At 71.6% G+C, this 19038-nt stretch carries 15 protein-coding genes and 2 pseudogenes; 5 read left to right on the top strand and 12 right to left on the bottom strand.

Annotated elements, in window-relative coordinates; all coding sequences use genetic code 11:
- Window positions 1-211: pseudogene (locus MKK68_RS22995) on the top strand (xanthine dehydrogenase family protein subunit M); the annotation flags it as partial.
- 4 nt (window positions 212-215) lie between these two features.
- On the top strand, window positions 216-2426 hold the full coding sequence (gene paoC / locus MKK68_RS23000; protein WP_147860398.1) for an aldehyde oxidoreductase molybdenum-binding subunit PaoC: 2211 nt from the start codon (window positions 216-218) through the stop codon (window positions 2424-2426).
- Window positions 2427-2646: 220 nt separating this feature from the next.
- On the opposite strand, the gene MKK68_RS23005 is transcribed toward paoC, so the two are convergent.
- The 3 genes from MKK68_RS23005 to MKK68_RS23015 all read right to left on the bottom strand — a co-directional run bounded on the left by MKK68_RS23005 (window position 2647) and on the right by MKK68_RS23015 (window position 5966).
- Window positions 2647-4053 (bottom strand): amidase, encoded by a 1407-nt coding sequence (locus MKK68_RS23005; protein WP_244033132.1) that lies wholly within the window; start codon window positions 4051-4053, stop codon window positions 2647-2649.
- 123 nt (window positions 4054-4176) lie between these two features.
- Complete coding sequence (locus MKK68_RS23010; protein WP_147725704.1) at window positions 4177-4860, bottom strand: type 1 glutamine amidotransferase domain-containing protein; 684 nt, start codon at window positions 4858-4860, stop codon at window positions 4177-4179.
- Between the two features lie 503 nt (window positions 4861-5363).
- Entirely contained in the window at window positions 5364-5966 is a 603-nt protein-coding gene (locus tag MKK68_RS23015; RefSeq protein ID WP_147860048.1) for a TetR/AcrR family transcriptional regulator, read from the bottom strand.
- A gap of 538 nt (window positions 5967-6504) precedes the next feature.
- On the opposite strand from MKK68_RS23015, the gene MKK68_RS23020 reads away from it, so the two are divergent.
- Window positions 6505-6993, top strand: a complete 489-nt coding sequence (locus MKK68_RS23020) for a response regulator (RefSeq protein WP_187274927.1) — start codon at window positions 6505-6507, stop codon at window positions 6991-6993.
- A gap of 44 nt (window positions 6994-7037) precedes the next feature.
- Here the strand turns inward: MKK68_RS23020 and MKK68_RS23025 are convergent.
- Window positions 7038-7121, bottom strand: a pseudogene (locus MKK68_RS23025) (IS5/IS1182 family transposase); the annotation flags it as partial.
- 234 nt (window positions 7122-7355) lie between these two features.
- On the opposite strand from MKK68_RS23025, the gene MKK68_RS23030 reads away from it, so the two are divergent.
- Window positions 7356-8690, top strand: a complete 1335-nt coding sequence (locus MKK68_RS23030; protein WP_147725706.1) for an MFS transporter — start codon at window positions 7356-7358, stop codon at window positions 8688-8690.
- A gap of 244 nt (window positions 8691-8934) precedes the next feature.
- On the opposite strand, the gene MKK68_RS23035 is transcribed toward MKK68_RS23030, so the two are convergent.
- The 8 genes from MKK68_RS23035 to MKK68_RS23070 all read right to left on the bottom strand — a co-directional run bounded on the left by MKK68_RS23035 (window position 8935) and on the right by MKK68_RS23070 (window position 17349).
- Window positions 8935-10308, bottom strand: a complete 1374-nt coding sequence (locus MKK68_RS23035) for an LLM class flavin-dependent oxidoreductase (RefSeq protein WP_244033033.1) — start codon at window positions 10306-10308, stop codon at window positions 8935-8937.
- A complete protein-coding gene (locus MKK68_RS23040) occupies window positions 10305-10958 on the bottom strand; it encodes a methionine ABC transporter permease (RefSeq protein ID WP_147725708.1) in 654 nt (217 codons plus the stop codon). Before MKK68_RS23040 ends, MKK68_RS23035 begins: the two co-directional genes overlap by 4 nt.
- Window positions 10939-12072 carry a methionine ABC transporter ATP-binding protein gene (locus MKK68_RS23045; RefSeq protein WP_409567314.1) on the bottom strand — a complete coding sequence of 378 codons (1134 nt, stop codon included), beginning with the start codon at window positions 12070-12072 and terminating at the stop codon, window positions 10939-10941. Before MKK68_RS23045 ends, MKK68_RS23040 begins: the two co-directional genes overlap by 20 nt.
- A gap of 2 nt (window positions 12073-12074) precedes the next feature.
- The gene (locus tag MKK68_RS23050; protein WP_147860045.1) at window positions 12075-12875 is read right to left on the bottom strand and encodes a MetQ/NlpA family ABC transporter substrate-binding protein; all 801 of its coding nucleotides are present in this window, start codon (window positions 12873-12875) and stop codon (window positions 12075-12077) included.
- Between the two features lie 109 nt (window positions 12876-12984).
- Complete coding sequence (locus tag MKK68_RS23055) at window positions 12985-13785, bottom strand: MetQ/NlpA family ABC transporter substrate-binding protein (protein ID WP_243950180.1); 801 nt, start codon at window positions 13783-13785, stop codon at window positions 12985-12987.
- A gap of 174 nt (window positions 13786-13959) precedes the next feature.
- Complete coding sequence (locus MKK68_RS23060; RefSeq protein WP_244033035.1) at window positions 13960-15297, bottom strand: LLM class flavin-dependent oxidoreductase; 1338 nt, start codon at window positions 15295-15297, stop codon at window positions 13960-13962.
- 14 nt (window positions 15298-15311) lie between these two features.
- Entirely contained in the window at window positions 15312-16355 is a 1044-nt protein-coding gene (locus tag MKK68_RS23065) for an LLM class flavin-dependent oxidoreductase (protein WP_147725710.1), read from the bottom strand.
- Window positions 16356-16359: 4 nt separating this feature from the next.
- The gene (locus MKK68_RS23070) at window positions 16360-17349 is read right to left on the bottom strand and encodes an ABC transporter substrate-binding protein (RefSeq protein ID WP_147725711.1); all 990 of its coding nucleotides are present in this window, start codon (window positions 17347-17349) and stop codon (window positions 16360-16362) included.
- A 463-nt stretch (window positions 17350-17812) separates the two neighbouring features.
- On the opposite strand from MKK68_RS23070, the gene MKK68_RS23075 reads away from it, so the two are divergent.
- Window positions 17813-19033, top strand: coding sequence for a monooxygenase (locus MKK68_RS23075; RefSeq protein WP_244033036.1), 1221 nt, complete (start codon window positions 17813-17815; stop codon window positions 19031-19033).
- Window positions 19034-19038: the final 5 nt, after the last annotated feature.

A 19038-nucleotide genomic window follows, 5' to 3' on the forward strand; every position in this document is an offset into this window, starting at 1 on the left:
CCTGGGCAGGGACGGGGCCGGCCGCGTCGCCTTCGGCGGGGTGGCGCCGAAACCCTGGCGGGTGGAGGCGGCCGAGGCCGACCTGCCGCGGGGCGCCAAGGCGGTGACCGAGCAGGTCTTCGCCGGCGCCGCGCCGACCCACGCGAACGCCTACAAGCTGACGCTCGCCGAGCGGACCCTGTCCGCGGCGCTCAACCAAGCGAGGGCCTAAAGCCATGAAGTTCGATCAGCCCGCCGGCCAAAACCCGATCGACCAGCTCAAGGTCGTCGGAAAGCCGACCGACCGGGTCGAAGGACCGCTCAAGGTCACGGGGACCGCGCCCTACGCCTACGAATGGCACGATCCGCACGCGAACCTCGCCTACGGCTTCATCGTCGGCGCCGGCATCGCCAAGGGCCGGATCGCGACCCTCGACGTGGCGCGCGCGAAGGCCGCCTCGGGCGTCGTCGCCGTCGTCACCCACGAGAATGCCGGGCCGCTCGGCCAGGGCGAGTTCTACGTCCACCGCTTCCTCGCCGCGCTCGTCGTCGACCACTACCACCAGGCCGTCGCGGTCGTCGTCGCCGAGACCTTCGAGCAGGCGCGGGCCGCCGCGGCCCTGGTCCGGGTCACGTATGTCGAGGAGCCGGGCGCCTTCGACCTCGCCGCGCAGGAGGCGACCGCGCCCGTGGCCGAGCAGGGCCCGTTCGGCGGCAAGCCCGAGACCCGCGTCGGCGACTTCGAGGCCGCGTTCGCGCGGGCACCGGTCCAGCTCGACGCGCGCTACACCACCCCCGACCAAGCCCACGCGATGATGGAGCCGCATGCCACCATCGCCGCCTGGGACGGCGACCGGCTCACCTGCCACACTTCGATCCAGCAGATGAACTGGGGCGTGCGCGACCTCGCCAGGACGCTCGGCATCCCCCGGGACAGGATCCGCCTCGTCTCGCCGTATGTCGGCGGCGGGTTCGGGGGGAAGGGCACCGTCCAGTCCGACCTCGCGCTCGCGGCGGTGGCGGCGCGGGTGGCCGGCCGGCCGGTCAAGCTCGCGCTGCAGCGTGCGATGATGTTCAACACCACCATCCACCGCCCCGCCACGATCCAGCGCATCTGGATCGGCGCGACCCGGGACGGGCGGATCACCGCGATCGGCCACGACAACCTCAACGGCAACCTCGCCGGCGGCCGGACCGAGCCGTCGACGGCGGCGACGCGCGCCTTCTACGCCGGCGCCGACCGGATGACCCGCCAGCGCCTGGCGGTGCTCGACCTCGCCGAGGGCAACGCGATGCGGGCGCCCGGCGAGGCGCCGGGCCTGATGGCCCTCGAGATCGCCATGGACGAGATGGCCGAGAAGCTCGGGATGGACCCGGTCGCGTTCCGGGCGCTCAACGACACCCAGGTCGACCCCGAGCACCCGGAGATCCCGTTCTCGACCCGGCCCTTCGTCGCGTGCCTGCGCCTCGGTGCCGAGCGCTTCGGATGGGAGCGCCGCCAGGCGCAGCCGGCCGGCTTGCGCGACGGGCGCTGGCGCGTCGGGTTCGGCATGGCCGGGGCGATCCGCGCGGCGAAGATCGCCCGGTCCGCCGCCCGCGTGCGCCTCGACGCACGCGGCGTCGTCACGGTCGAGGTCGACATGACCGACATCGGCACCGGCAGCTACACCATCGTCGCGCAGACCGCCGCCGAGATGATGGGCGTCACGCCGGATCGGGTCGTCGCGCGCCTCGGCAATTCCGATTTTCCGGAGACGCCGGGCTCCGGCGGCCAGCAGGGGGCCCCTTCCGTCACCGCGGGCGTCTACGCGGCCTGCGTCAAGCTTCGCGAGGCGGTGGCCCAGCGGCTCGGGTTCAACTCGGCCGACGTCGCCTTCGCCGAGGGCGAGGTCCGCTCCGGCAACCGCGCCGTACCGCTCGGGCGGGCGGCGGAAGCCGGCGACCTCGTCGCCGAGGACACCATCGTGTTCGGCGATCTCGCCAAGCGCTTCGCGCAGCAGACCTTCGGCGCGCACTTCGCCGAGGTCGGCGTCGACGCCGACACCGGCGAGATCCGCGTCCGCCGGATGCTGGCGGTGTGCGCGGCCGGGCGCATCATCAACCCCAAGGCCGCGCGCAGCCAGATCATCGGCGGCATGACCATGGGGATCGGCGCCGCCCTGATGGAGGAGATGGTCGTCGACATGAAGCGCGGCTTCTTCGTGAACCACGATCTCGCCGGCTACGAGGTGCCGGTGCACGCCGACGTGCCCCATCTCGAGGCGGTCTTCCTCGACGAGGTCGACCCGACCATGTCCCCGGTCAAGGCGAAGGGCGTCGGGGAGCTCGGCCATGTCGGCGTCGCCCCGGCGATCGCCAACGCGGTCTACAACGCGACCGGCGTGCGGGTGCGCGACTACCCCATCACCCTCGACAAGCTCCTCGACCGGATGCCGGACTCGGCCTGACGACGCCTCGGGATGCGGGACACGACGATCCGCGCGCCCGGTGTGCGATCGATCCGCCGGCCCGAAGCCTGGCGGCCCTTCGAGAGGCCATCCGCCAGCGGCGCTCCGGTGGCGCCCCCTCGACCGTCCATCGCGAGAACGGTGCGAAGGTCGGCCGGACGCAGGCTTTCGTGCCGGCGGCCTGGGAGCGCGGTGTGCGACCCGGGCCTATCCCCTCCCGTCAGAGGCTCGGGTGCAGGCCGCGGACCGGGCTCACGCCCTCCAGCAGCGCAGCGGCGTGCAGGATCGTCGCCTCCGCCTGCCAGCTGCCGACCAGCTGCACGCCGATCGGCAGGCCCTCGCGGCTGGTGCCGAACCGCATCGACACCCCCGGCAGGCCGGTGACGTTCAGGGGCACGGTCGCGCCCTGCAGGTAGGTCAGGTCGACGGTCTCGCCGTCGACGACGAGGTCCCGGATGCCGTGCTTGTGCGCCGGCACGGGCAGCACGGGCGTGAGGAGCACGTCGTAATCCCGGAAATAGGCGGCGTAGCCGTCCCTCAGCCGCTCGGCCGCCTGCTCGGCCGCGACGTAGTCCGCCATCGAGGTGTCGGGCAGCGACAGCATCGTCCGCGCCATCCTGTACATCCGATCCTCGTGCCCGGCGGTCGCCTCCCGGAAGGCCGGCTTCATCTCCATGACGTGGAGCTTGTTGAACACGTCGAGGGCGAAGTCGCGTTCCAGGGCCGGGATGCGGACCTCCTGCACCGGGTGTCCCTCGCCCGCGAGCGCGTCCGCCGCCGCCCGGACGGTGGCCGCGACCTCCGTGTCGATCGGCCCGAAGCCCGGCCCGACCATCCAGCCGACGCGGAGCTTGCGGCCCGGTGCGATGCCGGCTCCGGCGTCGAACGGGCCGCCGTGCGAGGCGAAGCCGTCGAGGCCGTCGGGACCGGCCAGCTGCGCGAAGGCGAGCGCGAGGTCGCGGATCGAGCGCGCCATCGGGCCGACGTGCCAGAACCGGCGCGGCGCCCGCGGCCAGATGCCGGTCATCGGCACGCGCCCGTGCGTCGGCTTCAGCGCGACGATGCTGGTCTGCGCGGCCGGGCCGCGCACCGAGATGGCGAGGTCGGTGCCGAGGCCCAAGGGCGACAGGCCCGCCGCGATCGCCGCCGACTCGCCGCCGCTCGATCCGCCGGGCGTGCGGTCGAGGTCCCACGGGTTGTTCGAGCGGCCCGAGAGCAGGTTGTCGCTCTCGATCCAGTAGGAGAACTCCGGCAGGTTGGTCTTGGCGAGCAGGATGCCGCCGGCGCTCTTCATGCGGGCGACGCTGGTGGCGTCGGCGTCCGGCCGGCGGCCCGCGAAGATCGGCGAGCCGCGCTGGGTGAGGACGCCTGCCGTGTCGATCGAATCCTTCACGGTGAAGGGCACGCCGTGCAGCGGCCTGAGCTCCTTGCCGGCCATGACCGCTTCCTCGGCCTCCCGCGCGGCGGCGAGCGCGCCCTCCGCGAGGGTGACGATAGCGTTGACCTTGGGGTCGACCGCCGCGATGCGGTCGAGATGGGCCTGCACGACCTCGACCGGCGAGACCTGGCGGGTGCGGATCAGCGCGGCGAGGCCGGTCGCGTCCGAGAAGACGATGTCGGTGGTCATGATCTGAGAGCCTTCGCGATCGCCGATGCGGGCATGGTGCCTCGGCCGGGTCATGGGGAGGGCCGTGCGGTGCGCCGGCCGTGCGATGGTCGGGGGCGGGCGCCGCGGGGGACGCCCGACCCGTCAGCGGTTCGCGAGGCGTGCGACGAGCGTTTCGGCGGCAGGACCCGAGGAGGCGGGGTTCTGGCCGGTGACGAGCAGGCCGTCGGTGACGACGAAGGGGGCCCAGTCGGCACCCTTGGCGTAGAGGCCGCCGTTGCGTGCGAGCTCGTCCTCGACCAGGAACGGAACCACCCGGGTGAGGCCGACCGCCTCCTCCTCGGTGTTCGCGAAGCCGGTGACGTTGCGGCCCGCGACCAGGGGCGTCCCGTCGCCGGCCTTGGCATGGCGCAGCACGCCGGGGGCATGGCAGACCAGGGCCACGGGCTTGCCGGCCGCCAGCGTGGTCTCGATCAGCCGGATCGAGGCCGGGTCCTCGGCGAGGTCCCAGAGGGGGCCGTGCCCGCCGGGATAGAACACGGCGTCGAAGCCGTCGTGGCCGACGCCGACGAGCCGGCCGGTCTCGGCCAGCACCGCCATCGCCGTTGCGTCCGCTTCGAAGCGGCGCGTCGTGTCGGTCTGGAAGCTCGGCTCGGCGCTCTTCGGATCGAGCGGCGGCCGGCCGCCCTTGGGCGACACCAGCACCACCTCCGCGCCCGCATCCTTGAACACGTAGTAGGGGGCGGCAAGCTCCTCCAGCCAGAAGCCGGTCTTGCGGCCGGTGTCGCCGAGCTGGTCGTGGGAGGTCAGGACCATCAGGATCTTCATGTCGTTCTCCGGATCGTTGGCTTGGGTGAGGGGAGGTTGGGCGAGGGGAGGTTGGGCGAGTGAAGGTGGGGTGCGAGGACGTCCTCGAGGGGGACTCCCCGCGCGGGGGCCGGCATGGGGCGGGCCGGCGCTACCGCGCCTTGGCGGTGCTACCGCGCCTTGGCGGCGCGTTCCGCGGCCGGGTCGCGGGCCGGGGCCGCCTGCGCGGGGCGGAGTTCCGCATTCGTGCCGCGGACCTCCTCGAACCGGGCCATGCGGACGGCGCCGATGGCCCCAGGGTGATCCGCTCCTGCGCCGTCGCGTCCGTGGTGGCGCCCGGGAGGGCCGTCAGGCCGGCGGCTGCGAGGAGGGCGGCGGCCAGCGTCTTGGTGTGGTGAGGCATCGGTTTTCTCCTTCCGGTTCGCGTTCCCCCCGCCGGCCCAGGGGAATGATGAGGATCTGAGTAGACCGGTCGTCTTGGTTTTGCGCAGCCACGCGTGCCGTTGCCGGCGCCGAGGGGATGATCAGTGCGACGCGAGGCCGAGGATGCGCCGCGTCGTGCCCAGGGCGGCCTCGAACGGGGCGTCGGTCCGCCCGATCTTCGCCATCAGGCTGGCGCCGAGCCAGACGTGATACAGGTCCTCGGCGGTCGTGTGCGGCTCGCTCGCGATCGTGAGCGAGCCCTCCGCCACGCCGGCCGCGATCGCTCGCGACAGGCGTTCGATGATCCCGGCGGTGCCTGCCTTCAGGGCGAGGCGCATGGCCTCGGACAGGTCCGAGACCTCCGCCGCGAGCTTCACCGCCAGGCACCTGCGCCGGTCGTCGATGCCCCCTTGCGTCGCCTGCCACTTCCGCCAGTAGGTCATCAGGCGGTCGGCCTGGCTCAGGCTCGGCTCGGCCAGCATCGCGTCGAGCTCGGCGAGGTAGGTGTCGAAGTAGTCCTCCAGAAGCGCCTCGCCGAACGCCTCCTTCGAGCCGAAGTAGTGGTAGAACGATCCCTTCGGCACGCCGGCCGAAGCGAGGATCTCGTTGAGCCCGACCCCGGAGAACCCCTTCGCGCCCACGAGGCCGTAGGCGGTGTCGAGGATGCCCTGGCGGGTGTCGGTCTGTGCGGTGACGCGTGCCATGACCGGGATATAGCTCGGATTAGACCGGTCGTCTAGTCGGGCCGAAAAGATTTTTCCCGGCAGGGGACGCGGCGGGCGAGACGAAGTTCGGGGCGAGCGTTCGAGGCGGGGGCCGGAAGCGTTCCGGCATCGGCTGGAGCAGGCCCGTTCGCTCCGCCGCCAAGCGAAGGTGGCCGCGCTGACCCTTCGGCAGAAGGCGGAGCGGGCTCGCAGGCACGCCGTCTCCCCTCCGGAACCGCGACCGCGGCGTACGGACCGGTCGTTGGCTGACGTCGGAACCGCCGCGCCCGCCGACGCTCCATCCCCGTCCCGACCGCCCGCATCCGAGCAGGGTTCGGCCGGCCGGATATTGCCTTCCGCCATGCGCGATCGGACTTGGCGCACCGAGGATTCCGATCGCACCCGGATTAGGAGGTTTTCGTCGGGTGCGGTATCAGAGTTCGCGGCTTCGAACTCTTCGGAGCGGCCATCGCCATGCCGGAGTGCTCCGCAGCTCCTCGTCTTGACGACCTTGAGACGGACATCAGGAGCGTATTCGATGATCGGTGACGGCAGGCCTCTCGCCATCCTCATCGCGGAGGCGGACCAGCTCGTCCGCATGGTCACCGCCGACATGCTGACCGATCTCGGCTACCGGGCCATCGAGGTCGGCACCGCCGCTGAGGCGCTGGCGGTGCTCCAGGGACCGGACACCGTCCGCATGCTGATCACGGGGCGCAGCATCGTCGGCGACGGCGTCGCCCTCGTCCATCTCGTCCACCACCGCTGGCCCGGCGTCGGCATCATCGTCACCTCGGGCGCGGGCGCGGATCTTCGCAGCGCGCTGCCGCCGGGGACGCGCCTGCTCAGCAAGCCGTACAAGTTCGCCGACCTCATCCAGGAGGTCGAAGCCGGCCTGGGGCAGGTGCGGGACGAGCCCGCGACCGCGCCCGTGCTGCCGAGCGGCGTGCCGCCCCACCGGGGATTGGAGATGGGCAACGGCGTGGGCGCCCTCGCCGCCCCCTCGACCGAGCCGGACAAGTCCTAGCCGCCGCCCGCGGGATGCCCGGTCCGGATCGCCCGCCGCAGCGAAATTTCCCACGGCAGCCCCGTGCGCGGCCCGAACAGGATGCCCGTGAGGGCAGCCCGGTGCTCGATCGGACGACGCCCGCCCTGCAGCCAACGGAACGCGCCGTTCGCCGCGGGAATGCCGGCATAGGCGGCCGTCTGGATGCCAAGGTGGCGCACCGTGCTCACCGGCTTCGTGCGACGCGACATCGATCATCGTCGGGTCGCCGATGCGGTCGATGGCCTGATGCTGCGCGGCGACCCCGGCTTGCGCGGCGGCGGCGGTCGTGACCTGATGACCAGCCGGGTGATGCGCGCTCGGCCCCTGGTCGCGGAGCGGACATGCAGGCGTCACCCACTCCCTCCGCGGGCGTCGCCGATCAGTCGCGCCGCGCCGCGGTCGCCGCCTTCATCGGCACGACCATCGAGTGGTACGACTTCTTCATCTACGGCGTCGCCGCTGCGCTGGTGTTCGGCCCGCTGTTCTTCGCGGGCGAGACCCCGTTCCTCGGCACGCTGTCCGCGTTCGGCGCCTTCGCGGTCGGCTTCCTGGCGCGGCCGGCCGGCGGCCTCATCTTCGGCCACCTCGGCGACCGCTTCGGGCGCAAGCGCGCACTCATCGCCACGCTCGTCATGATGGGGCTGGCCACCAGCGCGATCGGGCTGCTGCCGACCTACGCCTCGGCCGGCATCTGGGCTCCGGTTGCCCTGGTGCTGCTGCGCCTCTTCCAGGGCATCGCGGTCGGCGGCGAGTGGGGCGGCGCCGTGCTGCTCGCCGCCGAGCACGCCCCCCGCGGGCGTAGCACGTACTTCGCCTCCTTCGCCCAGCTCGGCAGCCCGGCCGGGCAGATCCTCTCGCTGCTGGCGTTCCGCCTGGCCGGGCTGATGGACAAGGAGGCGTTCCTCGCCTGGGGCTGGCGCCTGCCGTTCCTTGCCAGCGTCGTGCTCCTGGCGGTGGGGTTCGTCATCCGGCTCGGCGTCGCGGAATCGCCGGCGTTCCAGGCCGCGCAGGCGGCCGATCGGGAGGCGCTCGCCCGGGCGGCGCCGATCCCGGAGGTGCTGCGCACGCAGCGCGGCCCGCTGCTGATGGCGATCGCCGCCAACACCTTCGCCATCGCCTCGGTGTATCTCTACCAAGTGTTCCTGATCACCTACGCCGTGCAGTACCTGCATATCGAGCGCGCGGTGATCCTCGATGCCCTTCTGATCACCGCCGGGGTGCAGTTCGTCGTCCAGCCGGTGGCCGCGCGCGTGGCCGAGCGGCTCGGCGACGAGAGCCGCTTCCTCCAGCTCTCGCTCCTTTGGTGCATCGTCACGCCCTACCCGCTGTTCCTGTTGCTGGAGACGCGCTCGTTCGCCGCGATCACGCTGGGCCTGTGCCTGATCCAGCTCGGTATCGCGAGCTTCTACGCGGTGGTGGCCGGCTACGTCGCCGGCGCCTTCCCGACCCGGGTGCGCTACACCGCCATCTCGATCGGCTACCAGTTCAGCGGCGCGGTGGCGGGGGGCCTGACGCCGATCGTCGGCACGGTGCTGGCGGAAGCCTCGGGTGGGGCGTGGCTGCCGATCGCGCTGTTCGGCACGACGCTCGCGGGCATCTCGCTTCTCGGCATCACGCTGCTGCGGCCGCATGTCCGGGCGCTGCGTCGCTGGGGCGAGGATGAGGCGGCGACCTGATCGCGGCTTGCCGGTCCCCGTTTCGCTTCGCCGCGCCGCTCGTTCCGCAGGACCGCCACCGTGATCGTGGGCGATACGTCATGTCGTCCGGCGGCAGGCCGGCCGGCGTCGCGGGCGAGGGCGCCGGCGACCCGTGAGATCCATCGCGGGGGACTCGCCTCGATCCGGCCGGAAGGGGGCCGGCCATCCGAGCCTCGCTGTTGTCGCAGCCGGGCTCTTCGGAATGGCGGCAGGACGCCTGCGGTCAGCCTCCGAGCGCGGCGGCGCCGCGATAGGCGTGTGCGGCGTGGCGGGCGGGCAGGCGGTCGCCCTGGCCGAACAGCTTGTTTCTGAGCGAGCCCGGCGTGTAGGCGGTCTTGTACAGGCCGCGGTCCTGGAGCTCGGGGATCACGAGGTCGATGAAATCCGAGAAGCTTTCCGGCACGACGAGGCGGCTGAGGTTGAACCCGTCCACCTCGCCCTCCTCGACCCAGGATTGCAGCTCGTCGGCGATGGACGCGGCGTCGCCGGTCAGCACCGCGTAGCGGCCGCCGAGGCCCATTTCCGAGAGCAGGTCGCGCTTGGTCAGCCCGCGCTTGGCCGCCGCGGCGGTGGCCGACTGGATCGCGTTGCCCGGGGCGTAGGGGATCGGCTCGTCGAGGCCGTAGCGGGCGAAATCGATGCCGGTGGAGGCGGAGAAGTGGGCGAGCCCGGCCTCGGCGCTGGCGTAGCGCATGTACTCGGCGCGCTTGTCCTCCGCCTCGGCACGGGTGCGGCCGGGGATGGCGGCGATGCCGATGAACACCTTCACGTCCTGCGGGTCGCGCCCGGCGGCGGCGGCCTCGGCGCGGATCGCGCGGACCGAATCGCGGGCCGACGTCTTGTCGCGCGCCGAGATGAACACGCACTCGGCGTGCCGTCCGGCGAAGGCCCGGCCGCGGCCGGAGGCGCCCGCCTGGTAGAGCACGGGCGTCCGCTGGGGCGAGGGTTCGCACAGGTGGTAGCCGTCGACCGCCAGAAACTCGCCGCGATGGGAGACCGGCCGGATCAGCGCCGGATCGCTGAACACCCGCGCCTCGCGATCCCGGCGCACCGCCGCGTCGTCCCAGCTTCCTTCCCAGAGCTTGTAGAGCACCTCGAGATACTCGTCGGCGTAATCGTAGCGCCTGTCGTGCGCCGGAAGCGCCTCGCCCCGGCCGCGATGGGCGCTCTCGAGGTAGCCGGTGACGATGTTCCAGCCGACCCGCCCGCCGGTGAGATGGTCCAGCGTCGAGAGGCGCCGGGCGAAGGTGTAGGGCGCCTCCGCGAAGACGTTGAGCGTGATGCCGAAGCCGAGATGCTCCGTCACCGCGGCCATGGCCGGAACGATCAGCTTCGGGTCGTTCACCGGCAGCTGCACGGCTTCCCGCGCCGTCACGTCGATGCCGCCGCCGTAGATGTCGTAGACGCCGAGGATGTCGGCGATGAACAGCCCGTCGAACAGGCCGCGCTCCAGAAGCTTCGCCTGGTCCGTCCAGTAGCGCAGGGTGTTGTACGCGGCCGAGCGGTCGCGCGGGTGGGTCCACAGGCCGTGGTTGATGTGGCCGACGCAGTTCATGTTGAACGCGTTGAGCCGGATCTGCTTTCGGCCGTCGCTCATCGCGCCCGGAGCCTCCGCACGACGCTGTCGCCCGTGAATTGCACGAGGCAGACGAGAACGATCAGGATCGCGATCACCACCGACATCACGGTCGTGTCGAAGCGCTGGTAGCCGTAGCGGATCGCCACGTCGCCGAGCCCGCCCGCGCCGACCGCACCGGCCACGGCCGAGGCGCCGATCATCGACACGACGGTGATGGTGAAGCCGCCGACGATCCCCGGCAGGGCTTCGGGCAGCAGCACGTGGAGCAGGATGTGGCGACGGCGGCAGCCGATGGACTGGGCCGCCTCGACCAGCCCGGGATCGACCTCCCGCAGCGAGACCTCGGCGATCCGCGCGAAGAACGGCGTCGCGCTCACCGCCAGCGGCACGATGGCGGCCCAGACGCCGATCGTGGTTCCGACGACGAGCCGGGTGAACGGGATCAGCGCGACCAGCAGCACGATGAAGGGCACGGCGCGGAAGCCGTTCACGACGAGGCCGACCAAGCGGTTCGCCGGCGGCGCCGGGAAGATGCCGCCCGGCCCGGAGGTGACGAGGAACAGCGCGAGCGGGATGCCGGCGACCACCGCGATCCCCGCCGAGACCCCCACCATGAACATCGTGTCGAACGCCGCCTGCCAGAGGCGGTCAATCATCTGCGGCGACATAGCCGATCCCCTCGACGGTTTCCCCGATGGCCCTCAGCCGGGCCTCCGCCTGCATCCCCTCGGCGGCGATCAGCAGGCGGCCGACGGCATGCCCCTGGATGCGCTCGACGCCCGCCTGCAGAAGCCGCACCGATCCCCCCGTCGCCGCGACGAGGGCCGACAGGTCGGGCGCGGAACGCCCGGCATAGGTGATCCGCAGCACGGCCTGCGCGCCCGGCGCGGGATGCGACAGGAGCCGCTGCGCCAGGTCGTCCGGCACGTCGCGGGTGAGGGGCGCCAGCAGCGCCCGGGTCGCCGGGTGCTCGGGCGCGCCGAACACGCGCCAGACCGGGCCGGATTCGGCGATCCGCCCGGCTTCCAGCACGACGACGTCGGTGCAGATCTCGCGGATCACGCTCATCTCGTGGGTGATGAGGATGATGGTCAGGCCGAGCCGCCGGTTGATGTGCCGCAGCAGGCCGAGGATCGACAGGGTGGTCTCCGGGTCCAGCGCCGAGGTCGCCTCGTCGCAGAGCAGGATCTCGGGGTCGCTGACCAGGGCGCGGGCGATGCCGACGCGCTGCTTCTGCCCGCCCGAGAGGCGCGACGGATAGGTCTCGGCCTTGCCCTCCAGGCCGACGAGGCGCAGCGCCTCCGCGACCCGCCGGTCGACCTCCGCCCTGACGACGCCGGCCACCTTGAGCGGCAGGGCCACGTTCTGCCGGACGGTCTTGGCCGACAGGAGGTTGAAGTGCTGGAAGATCATGCCGATGCGGCGGCGCAGGGCCACGAGACCGTCCGTGCGCAGGGCCTCGATGGGCTCGCCGTCGACCAGCACGCGGCCCGATGTGGGCTCCTCCAGCCGGTTGACAGTCCGGAGCAGGGTCGACTTGCCGGCACCCGAGCGGCCGATGATGCCGAAGATCGCGCCGGACGAGACGTCGAGGCTGACGTCGTCGAGGGCGCGGACCTCGCCGCCCGCGGAGCAATAGGTCTTCGCGACGTTCTCGAACCGCACCGTGCCGACGCCGCGCCGGGCCGCGTCTTCCCGGGCCACCGGGACCGCGTTTGCGCCCGTCGCCTTCGGCGCGGCCGGATCGATCGATCCGAGACTGTCCAGAGCCAAGCTCGCCATCGTCAGTTCTGCCACGCGAGCAGGTACAGCTTGTCGCTGCCGGCAAAGGATTTGTCGATCTGCTGCTTCACGGCCTCGGAGTTCTGGAAGATCTGGACGAATTTCCGGATCGTCGGATCGTCCTTGCGAGCGGCCTTCGTGACGAAGCTCACCGCGAAGAGCTTGTCCTCGATCCCGGAATAGATCAGCCCGCTCGTCGGATCGAAGGCACCGGCGGCGACGATGAAATGCGGATACCCCTGCGCGAGATCGACATCGCCGGTGATCCGCACCAGTTGCGGCCCCTCGACCTCGGTGAATTTCAGCGTCCTCGGGTTCTCGACGATGTCGTCGACGGTGCCGAGGAAGCCGACATCGTCCTTGAGCTTGATGAGGCCGGCCTTCTGCAGCAGCAGCAGGCCTCGGCCCTGGTTCACCGGATCGTTGGCGATGGCGACCTTGCCCCCCACCGGGACCTGGTCGAGGCTCTTATGCTTGAGCGAGAACAGGCCGATGTTCTGCAGGATGCCGAGCCCGACGATGTCGAACCGGTAGCCCTTCTGCTTCGCGGCGTTCTCCATGAAGGGACGATGCTGGAAGAAGTTCAGATCGATGTCGCCCCCGTCGAGGGCGACGTTGGGCGTCGTCCAGTCGCTGAACTCGATCACCTTCACGTCGATGCCCTGCGCCTTGGCCTCCTTGGCGGCCGCGGTGACGGCGTCGCTGTAGGCGCCCGGCACGGTGCCGATCTTCAAGGTCTCGGCCTGGGCCGCCATCGCGCCCATGGACAAGAGAACGACGGCGAAAGTCTTCAGGAAGCGCATCGGTCGTGGACTCCTGTCGCTCGGCCCGGCGAAGCCGGGGCAGCGGGCGGGGATGAGGGGGCAGAGGGTCGATCGGTGGGCCGGAGCGGCCTCGCCTGGGCCGTGCCGGTCAGGACGGGCGGACGGGGACGACCGAGCCGCGGTAGCGTTTGCGGATGAAATCCGCGACCTCGGCCGAGGTCAGCAGGGTTCCGAGGCGCAACACGCGGGGATCCTTCGCCAGGCCCTCCGTCGTGACGAGGACGTTCGCGTAGGGGTTGCCCTCGGCCCGTTCGAGCGCCAGCGCATCCCGCGCAGGCTCCAGCCCCGCTTCCAGCGCGTAGTTGCCGTTGATGACCGCGAGCGCCACGTCGTCGAGGGAGCGCGGCAGTTGCGGGGGCGCGATCTCGACGAACCGGAAGCTCTTCGGGTTCTCGACGATGTCGTCCACCGTCGCGTTCACGTCCGCCTCCTTCGCCCGCAGCCGGATCAGGCCGTTGGCCTGAAGCAGCGACAGCCCGCGGTGGGTGTTCGAGACGTTGTTCGACAGGGAGACGACCCCGCCGGCCGGCAGGTCCGCGAGCGCCTTGGCCCGGCGGCTGTACAATCCCAGTGGCTCGACATGCACCGCCGCCACGACGGCGAAGCGCATCCCCATGGCGGCCTCCTCCGAGCGGAGGAAGGGGACGTGCTGGAAGAAGTTGGCGTCGGCGTCGCCGTCACGCAGCAGGGCGTTCGGGCGCAGATCGCCCGAGATCTCGATCACCTTCAGCGGCAGGTCGGGGGCGAGCGTGTCGCCGACGAATTCGAGGATCTCCGCATGCGGCAGCGAGGAGGCCACGACCCGCAGGGGCGCCGACGCGGCGCGGGCCGGCCCGACGCAAAGGGCCAGGGCGCCGGACAGGAAGACGCGACGGGTCGATGCAGGCACGGCGCACGCTTTTCGATGGAATTTCGATGATGAAGACTGGTCTTGGTATCTCGAAACGAAGGTCTCGCATCAAGAGCAGCGATTGCCGAATTTCGGCCCGTTCGAAGGGGATCGTCGCCGTGTTTCGCGGCGGGAGGATAGCGATGTTCTCCCGGCCCCTTGCCGCGACGGGGCTCACGCCGAAGCGGCGGCCCCCGTCGCGGCGAAGCGGCTGGCAGGGCGCGCGAGGCCGAGATGATCCCGCAGGGTGGTCCCGGCGTAGTCGCGCCGGAACAGGCCGCGCCGCTGGAGGATCGGCACGACCGCGTCCACGAAGGTCTCCAGGCCGTCCGGAAGCACGTCCGGCATCAGGTTGAAGGCGTCCGCCGCGCCGGCCCGGAACCAGGCCTCGATGTCGTCGGCGATCGCCTCCGGCGTGCCCGCGACGATGCGGTGGCCGACGCCGCCGCCCAGGGCCCGCAGGAGCTGGCGTACCGTCAGCGCGTCTCGGCGCGCGAGCGCGACGGTGCCGAGGAACATCGTGTGGTTGGCATCCGGCGGCAGCGGCAGCGGATCGGGCAGCGGCTTGTCGAGGTCGAGGCGGGCAGGATCGATCCGCAGCGTGCCCGCGAGGCGCGCGAGGCTGTACTCCACCGGCACGAGGTCCCAGAGCGCGTCCTGGCGCCGCCGCGCCTCGGCTTCGGTGGAGCCGATCACGGTGGCGAGGCCCGGCAGGACGACCAGCGCGTCGGCCCCCCGTCCGTAGCGCGCTGCCCGCGCGCGCAGGTCGCGGGCGTAGGCGGCGCCGTCCTCGATCGTCTGGGCCAGGGAGAACACCGCGTCGGCGGTGGCGGCGGCGAGCTCGCGCCCATCCTCCGAACCGCCGGCCTGGAAGGTCACCGGGCGTCCCTGCGGGCTGCGCGGCACCGTGAGCGGCCCGGCGACCGAATAGTGCGTGCCGCGATGTTTCACGGCGTGGACCTTGGCGGCGTCGACGAAGCGGCCGCTCGCCCTGTCGCCGACGAACGCGTCGTCCTCCCAGCTGTCCCACAGGGCGTGGACGAGGTCGGTGAACTCCCGCGCCCGGGCATAGCGCGCGCCGTGCGCCGAGGCGCCCGCGAAGCCGAAGTTGCGGCCGGCGGCGGCATCGGCCGTCGTCACCACGTTCCACCCGGCCCGGCCGCGGCTCACGAGGTCGAGGCTCGCGAAGCGGCGGGCGAGGTTGTAGGGCTCGTTGTAGGTCGTCGAGGCGGTGGCCACGAGGCCGACATGGCGCGTCGCCGCCGCCACGGCCGCGAGCACCACGGTCGGCTCGAGGGCGTTGAACGGCCGGTGGTCGATCCGGTCGTTGATCGCGGGCGTGTCGGCCAGGAAGATCGCGTCGAGCTTGCCGCGCTCCGCGATCCGAGCGACGCGCACGAAGTGGTCGATGTCGACGAAGGCGTCTGGCCGGCTGTCCGGCAGGCGCCAGGCGGACGGGTAGACGCCCGAATGCAGCAGGTTGACGTTGAGGTGCAGCTGGCGGCCGCTCATCGATGGTCTCCGGTTCAGCGCACGCGCGGCAGGATCTGCTCGGCGAAGCGGCGCATCTCCGCCTCGAACGGCTGGAACTGCAGCATGAACAGGTCGATGCCGGCGGCGTGGAAGGCGCGGATGCGCTCGGCCACCGTGTCGTAGCTGCCGACCAGCCCGGCGGCGGTGCCGCCATTGGTTCCGACGTGCCGCGAGGCGGCGGCATCGGTCTTGGCGAACATCACGCTCGCCTGATCGGTCCGGGCGCGGGTGTCGGCCCGCAACGGCGCGTCGCGCTCTGCGAGGGCGAGGAGGCGGGCATGCTCGGCTTGCGCCTCGGCATCGGTGTCCCTGGCGATCACGAAGGCCGAAAGCCCGTAGCGCAAGGGGCCGTTGGCGGCGGGACGCTGGCGCAGGTCGGCGATCAAGGCCGCGACGTCCCGCAGCGGTTGGCCGTTGATGAACCACACGTCGGCGTGGTCGGCCGCCAACGCCCGGGCCGGCTCGGATTCGCCGCCGAGATAGATGGTCGGCCGCGGCCGGAAGGTGCCGGCCGGGCGGAGCCGATACTCCTCGACCTGGAAGTGCGCACCCGCGAAGGTCACGGTCTCCCCGCGCATCAGCCGGTCCACGAGGCCGATCCATTCGCGGCCGTAGGCGTAGCGGTCGTCATGGGCCGGAAAGGGCAGGCCGGCCCGCTCGAACTCCGCCTTGTTCCACGCATTCACCAGGTTCAGGGCGAAGCGCCCGCCGCTGATATGCTCGATCTGCAGCGCCATCTTGGCGAGCACCACCGGGTGGTACAGTCCCGGCTTGATCGCCGCGATGATCTCGATGCGCCGGGTCAGCGCCGCGAGCGCCGCCGCTCCGGTCCAGGCCTCGAGCTGGTCGCGCCCGGAATCGTAGGGGTTCATCGTGTGCTGGGCGACCAGCACCGCGTCGAAGCCGAGCGCCTCCGCCTCGAGCACCAGGGCGCGGTTGCGCTCCCAGCCGGCATCGTCCGGCTCGTCGGGATCGTGGTGGGAGGCGCGGGAGCCGTGGACGGCGGCCCAGATGCCGAAACGGGGAGCATGGGCCACGGCGTCAGCCCCGGCCGACGGGGGGCTGGAAGATCGGCACGTCGGTGGCGTCGATCCGGCGCGGGATGAGCTTGGCCTCGTAGAACACGTCGGCGATGGCCTGCTGCTCGCCGAGCTGGGCGCGCTCCACCGGCTCGACGGCGTAGGTCCGGCGGCTGTTGGCTGCGGCGACGACCGCGGGCGGCAGGTCGCCCCAGATCGGGGCGAGCAGCGCCACGGCCGCCTCCGGGTTCGCCTTCATCCAGGCACCGGCCTCCACCAGGGAGCGGTAGACGGTCGCCACCACCTCGGGCTGTGCCGCGACGAAGCTGTCGTTCGCCAGATAATAGCGGTGGTAGCTCGTCAGCCCGCCGCCGTCGGCGATGACCCGCACCGGGCGCTTGGCCTCCGCGAAGGCCAGAAACGGGTCCCAGATCGACCAGGCGTCGAGGCTGCCCTGATCGAAGGCGACGGCTCCGTCCGGCGCCTGGAGGTAGGCGGGCTTGATGTCGGCGAACGTCAGGCCGGCGCGCCTGAGCGCGGCGGCCAGCACGTAATGGCTCCCCGAGCCGCGGGAGACGCCGACCGTCTTGCCCTTCAGTTCGGCCACGGTCCGGATCGGGGACCCGGCCGGGACGATGATCGCCTCGGCCGCGGGCGCGCCCCGCTCGCGGGCGTAGAAGGTGAGCGGCGCCTTGGCCGACTGGGTGAAGATCGGCACGGCGTCGGCGACGTCCGCATGAATATCCACGGCGCCGGCATTCATCGGCTCGATCACGCTGGTGAACAGGTGCCAGGACGGCGTGAAGCCCAGCGGGGCGAGCCGCTCGGCGAGCGTGCCCTTCACCTTCAGCACCGTGAACAGCACCGACGAGCGCTGCATGCTGATCTTCACCTCGCGCGGCGCCGCGCGTACGGCCGGCGCACCGAGCGCCAGGGCAGCGGCTCCGCCGAGCCCGGTGCGGAGGAGCGAACGGCGGGAGGGCGCGATCCGCCACGGGGTCTCGTCGGTCATCGAAGGCTCGCACATCGGCTGGAAGGCGGGAGAGAGGCCGATACGGCGGCGGCCACGCCGTCTCGGGCCCGCCCGCCGCTCGCCGGCTCGCGTATTGAAGTCGAGCGAGGGCGTCGGATCAAGAAACCACGGTTTCGATTTTCCCCGGATGCGTGGAAGCGCCTTCTTCGATCGGCTTGTCGGAGAGTATAGGTCTCCTGTCTGTTCGTGAGCGGCCGTATACGGGCAACATCGAGATCCTGCCGAGCGATCGGTCCGAGCTTGATGATCCGGATCTGGACCGGGAAACCGTCTTCTTTCCTGTCGGCACAGATCGAAACGAAATTGCCTTGCTCTCCACAAAGCCAGGGCAGACGTTCCAAAAACATGTGCTTGCACGATGCTCGGCTTGAGATCGGAGGGCAATTCATCGATTTATCGGTCGCTCTGTCGCGCAGTCGGCCGGAATCGGGAAATCGTGTTCATGTCACAGACGGATGCAGGCTGGGGTGCGGGGCCGAGCGGGCGCTACGACGAGCTCGCGGACCGGTTCCGCCCGGTCCTCGCCGAGATCCGCGCCACGGCGGTCGAGCGGGACCGCAGCCGTCGCCTGCCTCATGCCGAGATCGGCTGGTTGCGGGAAGCCAACTTCACCACCCTGCGCCTTGCGCCGGCCGAGGGCGGCCACGGCGCGAGCCTGCCCGAGCTGTTCGCCCTGCTGGTCGAGCTGTCGGCCGCGGATTCCAATGTCACCAATGCGCTCCGGGCCCATTTCGGCTTCACCGAGGATGCGCTCTGCTCGTCGTCGCCGGAATGGCGCGCGGCCTGGATCGGGCGGATCGGAGCCGGCGAGACCATCGGCAGCGGCGTCTCGGAAACGGGGCCGGCCAAGGTCGGCGCCTTCGACACGGTGGTGCGCCGGCGTGACGGCGCCCATGTGGTGGATGGCCGGAAATTCTACACGACCGGCTCGCTCTTCGCGGACTACATCCACCTCTCGGCCGAGGACGAAGCGGGCGGCCCGGTCACCGCGGCGGTGCCCGTGCGCGCGCCCGGCGTGACCATCGTCGACGATTGGGACGGATTCGGGCAGGCGCTCACCGCCAGCGGCACCGCGACCTTCGAGGGCGTGGTGCTCGATCCGGGCCTGATCAAGCCCGATCCCGCCCGCTTCCCCTATGCCATGGCGTTCTTCCAGCTCGTGCACCTGGCGACGCTGGCCGGCGTCGGCCGGGCTGCGGCCGACGACGTGGCGCGGCTGGTGGCCGAGCGGACCCGCGTCTACAGCCACGGCAATGCCGGGCGGACGGCCGACGATCCGCAGATCCAGGCGGTCGTGGGCCGCGTTCGGGCCAACGCCTACGCGGCGGGCGCGATCGTGCTCAAGGCCGCCGAGGCGCTGCAGAGGGTTTACGACGCGCACCGTGCCGGATCGCCGGATGCGGAGCGACAGGCGACGCTCGCCGATGTCGAGGTCAACCAGGCGGTCGGCGTGGTCACCGACCTGATCCTGACCGCGACGACCTGCCTGTTCGACGCGCTCGGCGCCTCCGCGGTCAAGGTCGGAACCGGGCTCGATCGCTACTGGCGCAACGCCCGCACCATCGCCTCGCACAATCCGCGGATCTACCGGGACCGCTCCGTCGGCGCCTTCGCGATCTCCGGCGCGGCGCCGCCGCGCCAATATCGCGTCGGATCGGCGTGAGGCGG

It is taken from the genome of Methylobacterium sp. E-016, from assembly GCF_022829745.1.
Lineage (GTDB): Bacteria > Pseudomonadota > Alphaproteobacteria > Rhizobiales > Beijerinckiaceae > Methylobacterium.